10 protein-coding genes and 2 pseudogenes are annotated in these 9,948 nt (G+C 43.9%); 11 read left to right on the forward strand and 1 reads right to left on the reverse strand.

What is annotated here, in order from left to right; translation table 11 throughout:
* Positions 1-279: 279 nt before the first annotated feature.
* The 10 genes and pseudogenes from IM322_RS00210 to trpE form a co-directional block, all read left to right on the forward strand.
* A pseudogene (locus tag IM322_RS00210) lies at positions 280-414 on the forward strand (pentapeptide repeat-containing protein); the annotation flags it as partial.
* A gap of 127 nt (positions 415-541) precedes the next feature.
* A complete protein-coding gene (locus IM322_RS00215; protein WP_287673339.1) occupies positions 542-1,129 on the forward strand; it encodes an anthranilate synthase component II in 588 nt (195 codons plus the stop codon).
* Positions 1,130-1,190: 61 nt separating this feature from the next.
* On the forward strand, positions 1,191-2,000 hold the full coding sequence (locus IM322_RS00220) for an MBL fold metallo-hydrolase (RefSeq protein WP_287673342.1): 810 nt from the start codon (positions 1,191-1,193) through the stop codon (positions 1,998-2,000).
* Between the two features lie 148 nt (positions 2,001-2,148).
* Entirely contained in the window at positions 2,149-2,424 is a 276-nt protein-coding gene (locus IM322_RS00225; protein ID WP_158199069.1) for a hypothetical protein, read from the forward strand.
* A 56-nt stretch (positions 2,425-2,480) separates the two neighbouring features.
* Entirely contained in the window at positions 2,481-2,714 is a 234-nt protein-coding gene (locus IM322_RS00230; RefSeq protein ID WP_287629423.1) for a hypothetical protein, read from the forward strand.
* Positions 2,714-3,151, forward strand: a complete 438-nt coding sequence (locus IM322_RS00235) for a type II toxin-antitoxin system VapC family toxin (RefSeq protein ID WP_287673343.1) — start codon at positions 2,714-2,716, stop codon at positions 3,149-3,151. Before IM322_RS00230 ends, IM322_RS00235 begins: the two co-directional genes overlap by 1 nt.
* 68 nt (positions 3,152-3,219) lie before the next feature.
* A pseudogene (locus tag IM322_RS23625) lies at positions 3,220-3,349 on the forward strand (Tse2 family ADP-ribosyltransferase toxin); the annotation flags it as partial.
* A 380-nt stretch (positions 3,350-3,729) separates the two neighbouring features.
* Positions 3,730-5,367: an ABC transporter permease gene (locus tag IM322_RS00240; RefSeq protein ID WP_287673351.1), complete on the forward strand. Its 1,638-nt coding sequence runs from the start codon at positions 3,730-3,732 to the stop codon at positions 5,365-5,367.
* Between the two features lie 357 nt (positions 5,368-5,724).
* Positions 5,725-6,150: a photosystem I reaction center subunit II PsaD gene (locus tag IM322_RS00245; RefSeq protein WP_287673344.1), complete on the forward strand. Its 426-nt coding sequence runs from the start codon at positions 5,725-5,727 to the stop codon at positions 6,148-6,150.
* 393 nt (positions 6,151-6,543) lie between these two features.
* Positions 6,544-8,064 carry an anthranilate synthase component I gene (gene trpE / locus IM322_RS00250; protein WP_287673346.1) on the forward strand — a complete coding sequence of 507 codons (1,521 nt, stop codon included), beginning with the start codon at positions 6,544-6,546 and terminating at the stop codon, positions 8,062-8,064.
* 109 nt (positions 8,065-8,173) lie between these two features.
* Here trpE and IM322_RS00255 read toward each other — a convergent pair whose 3' ends face one another.
* Entirely contained in the window at positions 8,174-9,409 is a 1,236-nt protein-coding gene (locus tag IM322_RS00255; RefSeq protein ID WP_287673348.1) for a PulJ/GspJ family protein, read from the reverse strand.
* Between the two features lie 121 nt (positions 9,410-9,530).
* Between IM322_RS00255 and IM322_RS00260 the strand changes: the two genes are divergently transcribed.
* Complete coding sequence (locus tag IM322_RS00260; protein WP_287673350.1) at positions 9,531-9,713, forward strand: hypothetical protein; 183 nt, start codon at positions 9,531-9,533, stop codon at positions 9,711-9,713.
* The last annotated feature ends 235 nt before the right edge of the window (positions 9,714-9,948 follow it).

The raw sequence follows: 9,948 nt of genomic DNA on the forward strand, positions 1-9,948 counted from the left end.
AGAGGAGCGAATAACCTCTTAAAAAACGTATGGACTCTAACGAGTACCGAAAACTAGCACCCATAACCCTGAAAACTCAAACTGTAGGGTAGGGCATACCCGAACAGTATAATCTACGCTTGGGGAGATAAGGCCGCTAGGAGTCTATTGCTACTGGCTCGATATTTGCATCTTTAGATGGGGTATTTGGTCGTAGGGTGAAGGTTACACTTCCTTTAGATTTTTAAGCCCTGTCGTTGAACCAAGAATCCCCGTCCGTTTTACGGCGGGGAGTGTCAAGACACGATTATTACCGGGGCCGATTTCACTAACGCGGTAATTGATAGCTATCAGGTCAAGTTAATGTGTGAACGGGCCGATGGGATTAATCCGGTCACGGGAGTGGCCACCAGAGATAGTTTAGGCTGTAATTAGCAATTCCGGGCAGATTCTAGCTGACGGCACAAAAATAGCCTACCCCCTACACCCCGGCTATCTCGATCGAGACAGCCGGGGTGTAGAATGAAAATACTGAGCGAGGCTAAAGAAAGGAGAGAGACTCTTGATAATCGTCATCGATAACTATGATAGTTTTACCTACAATTTAGTCCAGTATTTGGGAGAATTAGCCTCCGAGTTCCCGATCGCCGTGCCGATCGAGGTCTATCGTAATGATAAAATCGATCTGGCCACGATCGAACAAATGCGGCCGGATGGGATTGTCATTTCCCCCGGTCCAGGTCGTCCGGTCGATGCGGGCATATCTCTGGAATTAATCGCCAAATTTAGCCCCTATATGCCAATCTTGGGGGTCTGTCTCGGTCATCAAAGTATCGGTCAGGTATTCGGAGGGGATGTGGTCTCGGCCCCAGTCTTGATGCACGGCAAAACTTCCCCAATCTATCACAACAATGAAGGGGTATTTCAAGGCTTAGAAAATCCTTTTACTGCCACCCGTTACCATAGTTTAGTGATCGAGCGCTCCACCATGCCAGATAATTTAGAGATCACGGCCTGGGTAGAAGATGGCACGGTCATGGGAGTCCGTCATCGGGATTACCCCCACATTCAAGGAGTACAATTTCATCCCGAAAGTATTTTAACCACTGCCGGCAAGGAACTTTTAAGAAACTTTCTCCGATCCCTCTAGTGTTTACTAATCCCCAACCCCTGAAATTAACCTTAACTTGATTAATTCTGCATCTACATTTATGAAAAGGCGAGATTTTATCTTATCGGCGGGGACAAGTTTCTTAACCGTGGGAGTAAGCTCAGTTTTAGCGGAAACTAAACCCAAACCCACCAACCCCACTTCCCCCCAAAAACCCGATAATTCCCTCCTAGTTCAATGGTTGGGTCATAGTTGCTTTTTATTCACCGGAGGAGGGCAAAGAGTCCTAGTTAATCCCTTCCGGGCGATCGGTTGTACGGCGGGTTTTCCTTTGCCAAAAGTAGAAGCAGATATCGTTTTAATTAGTAGTCAACTGTGGGATGAAGGGGCGGCCGAGGGTTTACCCGGTAATCCGAAAATTTTGTTTGAGCCGGGGGCCTATGATCTGGGTAAATTAAAATTACAGGGCATTAGTATTGCCCACGATCGCATGGGTGGGCAACGTTTCGGTATGAATGTAGCCTGGCGTTGGACCCAAGCGGGGATTAGCATTGTCCATTTGGGGGGGGCAGCAGCCCCGCTCGAATTAGAACAAAGAATTCTCCTAGGTTCGCCGGATTTAGCTTTTATTCCCGTGGGAGGTGGTCCAAAAAATTATAATCCCCAAGAAGCAAAACAGGCGATCGAAGTTTTACAGCCGCGAATTGCTATACCAACTCAATACTTTACCAGTGCCGCCGATAAAAATGCCTGTGAATTGGTGTCTGTAGATGAGTTTCTCAAGTTAGTCAAGGATAAAAATATCCGTTTAATCGAGGACAATAAATTACGGATTCGTGCCGCCGATTTACCCCAAAAAGGGACTCTCATTCGCGTGTTTGACTACCGCAAGCTGTTACAGAAATCCTAATTTTTAGGAGCCAATGACCTAGGCCTATTGATTAACTAATTTTCCTCGATAGACGGCGCTCTAAAGCATCTCCTAGTTATGCTTACAGAAAAAGAGTTATACTAAAATCTATAGGGAGCATCTCATTTATGCAAGCGAGTAATTATACTTGAAGGTCAGAGAGTTCATTCAAGAGGCAAATGTTTCTATTCAGCATAAAGTTGAAGAAGAAATTCAGGCCATGCAAGAAGAAGTTGACAAGTTAAACCGCAGTGATCTTTTTCTTGCATTCCAAGCTAGATTAGAAGCAGCAGAGGGTAATAGAGTCTCTATGTCTGATTTTGACTTGGCAATGCTAAGAGAGCAAGTTGAAGGATTTAGAGATGTCACCAAAGAACTAACAATGGAGATTTACAGGCTGTCCAAGATAGCCCTACAGCCCTGATCATAATCAAGGTTATAATTATTTTTAATAAATTCCAGAATATTCAGCCCCAAGCAATGTCTATGTTACTGCAAGACCTAAAGGAAGAAGCGGTTAAGCTATCACCGAGCGATCGACTTGATCTGGTTAGCGCCATTATTGAGTCCTTGCAGAAGACCCCAATTGCTAGACCTGATCGTTCTGGTGCAATTCAACGGATGCGTGGCTTACTCAAAACAGACCAACTTGCACCAACCGACCAAGAAGTAGCTGCCATGTTGGAAGATCGTCGGGTGGAGAAATATCTTTAGTGAGAGTTTTAATTGATACTAATGTTCTCCTAGATTTTCTATTGGAGAGAGAGCTATTTTTCCAAGATGCAGAACGACTATTTCAGGCGATCGATTCTGGTCAGATCGTCGGGTATGTCACAGCTACAACGCTCACGGACATTTTTTATATTGCTCGAAGACACACTCGCAGTATTGAGCAGGCACGGCAAGCAGTTTCAGAGACATTGACAGCAATGGAAATCTGCCCTGTAAACCGGGCGGTTCTAGAGGTAGCGTTTAGTTCAGGTTTGGCTGATTATGAGGATGCGATTCAGGTCGCTTGTGCTGTAGATCAAGGACTTGATGCTATCTTGACCCGCGATAGTCAAGGGTTTTTGAATTCATCCGTACCTGTGTTATCAGTTCAGGAGTGCTTGCATCGCTTGGAAGAGCCAAATAATAGCAAATCCACCTGATAAAATCCAGTTTACAGGCTTTTTGGTTCGTGAGGGGGTGAGGAGTGAAAAGTGAGCAGTTACAGCCAAAATTTGGCGGCATGGGCAAAGAGCCTTTGTGGCAGATTGATGACAGCATTATTACAGGAGATTTACAGGCTGTCCAAGATAGCCCACGTTAGCATCATGCCAAGAGTTACAATGGCTCTAGAAAGGTAGGAAGCGGCATTGGCAAAGACCCAAAAATATTGGGAAAAGGTGGATTAGTGGCATACACACAATAGGAGTCTATGAAAATGGCATGGATATTTAGTTTATCCGCAGAATGTGATTCTGATGAGAGCAAGGCCGATAAATTTGCTCAACATTTTCAGGGAAGATCATTGTTGCTGTCAAATGGTCGCCAGTGCCAATGTCGCACAGACATATTCCAAGACATAGAAGAAAATTGGTGGTGTCGCATTTCACCAAATAATCTTAGCGAAGTGGGAATAGACGGCCCTGAAAGTGCCTATTCAATGACAGAGTTAGGTATTTTACTCTATCAGTCCCTAGGATTTGCCCCCACCTTAAAAATTGCTTTAACAATCTTATTAAAAATGTTTTTTCTGAAAGAATCTCGCTCTTTTTTTAGACAGGGGTGGACAATTGCAGTTTTACTAATTGCCCTGCTTGTGTCCCTGCCGATTTTATCGGTGGCCAGTAGTTTATTAACTAATTCCAGTCAAGTCTGGCAACATCTGATCGAAACTGTTCTCTGGGATTATCTAGTTAATTCTTTTTGGTTAATGTGCGGGGTGGGCAGCGGCGTTTTAATCATCGGTGTCGGCACAGCTTGGTTAACAACGATGTGTCAATTTCCCGGTTGTCAACAATTTCAATGGTTATTATTACTACCCCTTGCCGCTCCTGCCTATCTCTTGGCCTATACTTATACCAATATGATGGACTATTTTGGTCCGGTGCAGACGTTCTTAAGAAGTGTTTTCGGTTGGAATAGTGTCGAGGATTATTGGTTTCCTAATATCCGTTCTCTCTGGGGGGGGATTCTGATGTTAATACTGGTGCTTTATCCCTACGTTTATCTGTTAGCAAGGGTCGGTTTTTTAGAGCAATCTGTCTGTACGGTGGAGGCAAGTCGCTCCTTGGGATGTAATCCTTGGCGCAGTTTTTTTACTGTCGCTTTACCCCTAGCAAGACCGGCAATTATGGCGGGATTAGCTCTAGCTTTAATGGAAACTCTTAACGATTTTGGTACGGTGCAGTATTTCGGAATTAATGCTTTTACCACGGGGATTTATAATACTTGGTTCGGCATGGGCGATCGCATAGCAGCGGGGCAGTTATCAACAGTTTTAATGGTATTTATCCTCGTTTTAGTTTTCCTCGAACAATCCTCCCGTCGTCAAGCTCGTTACTATGAAATGACCAATCGTTTCCAGTCACCGACTAAGTACGAACTAGGATTTGTTCGTAGTTTCTTGGCAATTTTATTCTGTTTTTTACCAGTATTTCTTGGTTTTATCGCCCCTGCTTTCTATCTGGCCTATCTAGCCTTTAATCATGCCCAAGAAACTTTTAATAATGACTTTCTTAGTTTATCGTTAAACAGTTTTTTTCTAGCTAGTTTAAGCGCAATTATTGCGGTAGTTTTAGCTTTAATTCTTGCCTACGGGGAAAGACTTAATCAGAATAAAACTATTAAGGGTTCTGTGCGGATTGCGGCCGCTGGTTATGCTATCCCCGGCATTGTTATTGCCGTGGGGGTTTTAATTCCTATCGGCAAATTAGATAACTTTTTAAATCAAGGATTAAATATCAATTTAATTCTGAGCGGCACGATTTTCTGTCTGATTTTTGCCTATATTGTCCGGTTTTTAGCCGTAGCTTTCTCCACGTTAGAATCGAGTTTAAGTAAAATTAAACCTAGTTTAGATGATGCTTCCCGCAGCCTTGGCTATGGCACTGGTGCCACTTTAATTAAAGTGCATATTCCTCTTTTGTCGGGGGGATTATTGACGGCGGCTATGTTAGTTTTTGTCGATGTGATGAAGGAATTACCGGCTACTTTGGTCTTAAGACCTTTTAATTTTGATACCCTAGCGGTGCGCGTTTATCAATACGCCAGTGATGAACGTTTAGTGGAAGCGGCGGCGCCGGCCCTGGCCATTGTCTTAGTGGGATTAATTCCGGTAATTTTTTTAAGTTGGCAAATTTCCCGACGGGCGATCGATTAAAGTGGCGGCCGATTCCTGGGCAAGTTGGCGATCGGCGAAGAGCTTAGTTCTATCTGGCTGAATAAATCTAAAAACCTTGTGGGATAATATCTTTAGGCTTTTTTAAAATCAAAAAGTGCCAGTCCTTGCAGTGATCGGGGGGAAAATTTAGGCACTTTTTCCCTGAAAATGGGTAAAACCCCACACCCCACACCCCACACCCTGCCTCCACGAAAAACTTTTTCGGTAAATCCTAGTTCTATAGTCTAGTACAAAATAATGTTACAGTTCTTGACAAGACTACTAGAGAGAGGGGGTGTCAGTGATAGGATTCCCTAAAACCCCTTTTGTTTATTTTTGTAGAGAGAACAAAATCCTATGACAGAACTTTCTGGAAAAGCTCCTAAGTTCGGTGGCAGCACGGGCGGTTTACTCACCAAAGCCGATCTGGAAGAAAAGTACGCCATCACCTGGACAAGCAGCAAAGAACAAGTCTTTGAAATGCCCACCGGTGGCGCCGCTATCATGAACGAAGGCGAAAATCTCCTCTATTTGGCCCGCAAAGAACAGGCGCTCGCTCTTGGTACCCAATTGCGGACGAAATTTAAGCCCAAAATCGAAGATTACAAAATCTATCGGATTTACCCCAGTGGTGAAGTGCAGTATCTCCACCCTGCTGATGGTGTCTTCCCCGAAAAAGTTAACGCCGGTCGTGAATTTTTCGGCAAAAAAGACCGCAATATCGGCAAAAACCCCGAACCAGCGACAATTAAGTTCTCTGGTGTCACTCCCTACGAAGCATAAATAATCCCTAAAATCGAGAGTGGGGAGTTAGATTTAGCAGCTATTTGGCCCGAAGATTTAACTTCTGACTCTCGATTTCTCTTATAGCAATCGGCAATCAATTGCTAGTTAGGGTTTGCTGAATAAATCTAAAAACCTTGTTGGGTAAGAGTTTTAGACTTTTTGTCAATCAAAAAGTACTGGATATGGCAGTGATCGGGGGAAAATTCCGGGACTTTTTCTCTGAAAATTAGGTAATTGGCCACCTCAAAACTGGTAAAACCCCACACCCCACACCCCACACCCTACCACCACCGAAAAACTTTTTGCCGCAAACCCTAGTTATAGCTGGTAATATTGGTCAGTTTTCTCCCCTACAAGTGTTGTGCTATCCGTTTCCTGAACCATCAAAATATGATCTTCCCCGACTTCGATCGCTTTCGTCAACTCGCTGGCCAAGGTAACTTTATTCCTGTCTATCAAGAATGGATCGCTGACCTAGAAACACCCGTTTCGGCCTGGTATAAAGTTTGTGCCAATCAAGCCTACAATTTTTTATTAGAGTCGGTGGAAGGGGGCGAAACCTTGGGACGCTACAGCTTTTTAGGAGGCGATCCCGTCTGGGTATTAGAAGCGCGGGGAAACACCACTACCCAAAGTTTTCGCGATGGTTCTCAAGAGATTTTTTCGGGGGATCCTTTCGAGATTTTAACCCAATGTTTAGCCCCGATCGTGCCGGTTAAATTGCCGCAATTACCCGCCGGAATAGGGGGTTTATTTGGTTTTTGGGGTTATGAATTAATTAATTGGATCGAGCCGCGAGTACCTATTTATCCCGCTACCGATGCCGATCTACCGGATGGTATTTGGATGCAGGTGGATAATCTGATTATTTTCGATCAAGTTAAACGGAAAATCTGGGCGATCGCTTATGCCGATATCCGGGGTAAAAATCCCGATTTAGCGGCCGCTTATCAAGCGGCCTGCGATCGAGTGACACAGTTAGTTCTGAAGTTACGATTACCCCTACCAACTAATGCCAAAACCCTAGAATTATTACCAGTTAGTCAGGGAAAAGAATTAGTCTATGAAAGCAATACAACTCAGGAAAAATTCTGTCAAAATGTCCTGAAAGCGAAGGATTACATCAAAGCGGGGGATATTTTTCAGGTGGTTATTTCCCAGCGTTTAAATGCCAATTATCAGGGTCATCCCTTCGATTTATATCGTTCCCTGCGTCTGATTAATCCTTCTCCTTACATGGCTTTTTATAACTTTAAGGATTGGCAGATTATTGGCTCTAGTCCTGAAGTGATGGTTAAGGCAGAACGGGACGAATTAGGTAAAATAAAGGCTACGGTCAGACCAATTGCTGGCACCCGTCGCCGGGGACAAAACTTGAGTGAAGATCAAGCTTTAGCAACGGATTTATTGCAAGATCCCAAAGAAATTGCCGAGCATATTATGTTAGTGGATTTGGGGAGAAATGATCTAGGTCGGGTGTGCGATCGAGGTACGGTCAAAGTGGATGAATTAATGATAATTGAACGTTATTCCCACGTTATGCACATTGTTAGTAATGTGGTGGGGGATTTAGCAACCAATAAAAGTGCTTGGGATTTATTAAAAGCTTGTTTTCCCGCGGGAACCGTCAGTGGGGCCCCGAAAATTCGCGCTATGGAAATTATCCATGAATTAGAACCCTGTCGTCGTGGTCCATATTCAGGGGTTTATGGTTACTACGATTTCGAGGGACAGTTAAATAGTGCCATCACAATTCGCACTATGATTGTTCGTCCCCAAGGTAATCAAAATTATCTGGTTTCCGTGCAAGCGGGAGCAGGGTTAGTAGCCGATTCTGAGCCGGAGAAAGAGTATGAAGAAACCCTCAACAAAGCGAGGGGTTTATTGGAGGCAATTCGCTGTTTAAGTTAGATTTTTAGCCTAGGATCTAGTTAAGGGGATTTGGCCATGATTTCCGAGAAAGAATAAGGTTAACTAACCAGGATAACATCAAGGTTTCAGCTTATTGCCATAAGTTTAGCTACTGGGGTGTAATGGTTACTAAAATCTCATAGGAGTTTGGTGGAGTCGTTTTAGTCGTAAACACTAATAAAATTTGGTTCTGAGTAAGACTGTTGCTGTTTGCAGGTAAATTGTTGCTATCAGAGGTATATACCTCTACGGTTTGAGCTTGAGTGTTTTCATAGACATTACGCAACCCATCCACAAAAACCACAATGCCATCTCCAGCATTTGCCAGAACAGGTGAACCCAAAGCTCCTTCCGGTATCCCAGGCAAATCTTCGTCAGGTGCAGTAACAACACCGCAGGAAGAACTGAATGTACAAGTTCCTCCTTTAATAACTTGAGCTGTAACAGTTGCCGGCACGGTAACGATGGGTAGAGTTGGTGTGGTAGACCCGCTACCAGGTGTCCTATAAAAAGGAGGAGTAGGGGTGGGAGTAGGGGTGGGAGTAGGGGTGGGAGTAGGGGTGGTAGTAGGGGTGGTAGTAGGGGTGGTAGTAGGGGTGGAGCTTGTGAGGCAAAATATTTGACAAGCTCTCGTGAAAACTCTGGTATTGACAGAGTATTTAACTTCGTCATTGGTAGTCATCTTTATCTGAGCGTCGGCATTCAAAATCACTTGATTACCATCTTTGTGAACGCAGGCAAAAAAACCTTGAGGAGGGTTGGAGATAGGGTTGGAGATTTTGTTAAAATCCGCAGGACAACTGGGGTTAACAGCATCCTCTGCTAACCTATCGGTGACAGGAGAATGTTGCCAAGTAAGAATGTCGTCGGGGGTGGTGTAGTTGCCATTAGGGTCCAAGTTTGGACCATAGCGCCACAAGACTCGCGGACCGGTCAAGCTATCTTTAGGGCCGGTGGTATAGTAAACGATCTGTTCATTGAGCGGAGCCAGACTGGGATTGTTGGGGTCGGGAATTTGGAAAGCAAGAACTGCTTTCTCTCCTGTGGGTACTTTAGTACTCGTGATCGCTGTTTCAGAATTAGCGATAATTCTTGCTCGTCTCACTTCATCTGAAACAAACTCTAGAGTACGATTAAGATTATTCCGGATTTCACTATCGGCATTAGCTCGATAGTTACTTCTGAGCAGGTTAATCAAGCCAATTCCCGCCACCAAGACGGCAATCAGCATCATCAAACCTGCCAGTAAGACTTCTGTAATCGTGAAACCCGCTTGCAGACGACGATGAGCGGATTTTTTCTGCAAACGACCTAAGTGATTGATGTACTCTAAATAAAAACGCATAGCTTTAACCTCTCCCGATTCCCATTTTATATACTTGCCTAAACATTTAACATTATATTGCAGTCACAGAGATTTTATTAAACTATCGGTCAATCAAGTCGAAGATGGTTTTCGGAAACCAGTGAAAATTTACTACTACCTAATACCTTCACAATTTCCCCAGAAAACTCCTGATCAAAAATGTCTTGACCTAACTAACTTTACCACTAACTACACAATAGACCGAGAAAATCCTCTAGATAGTGATTTAGGTATGGACAAAAATGTGATTTTGGTTACAGCTATTAATCGCTTTGGGGAGTAAGTGATTTTACAGGTGAGTTTTTCTGTACACTTGTATTGGTATAATTGTTGACCCTCAAGGATATAAGAAGGCACAAGGACTGGTTACAATCAAGGTTGACATCCTCACCGCCGTAAACGGACGGTGATTCCCAAACCTCACGATTTAGGTTTCTGCTTCTTTCCCTTGCGGGGTTCCGCACCGGCCTTAACAGATTTACTCTGTTCTGGTCTTATGGTCGCTCTACAGACTGACA

This window comes from Microcystis sp. M109S1 (assembly GCF_020247025.1).
Lineage (GTDB): Bacteria > Cyanobacteriota > Cyanobacteriia > Cyanobacteriales > Microcystaceae > Microcystis.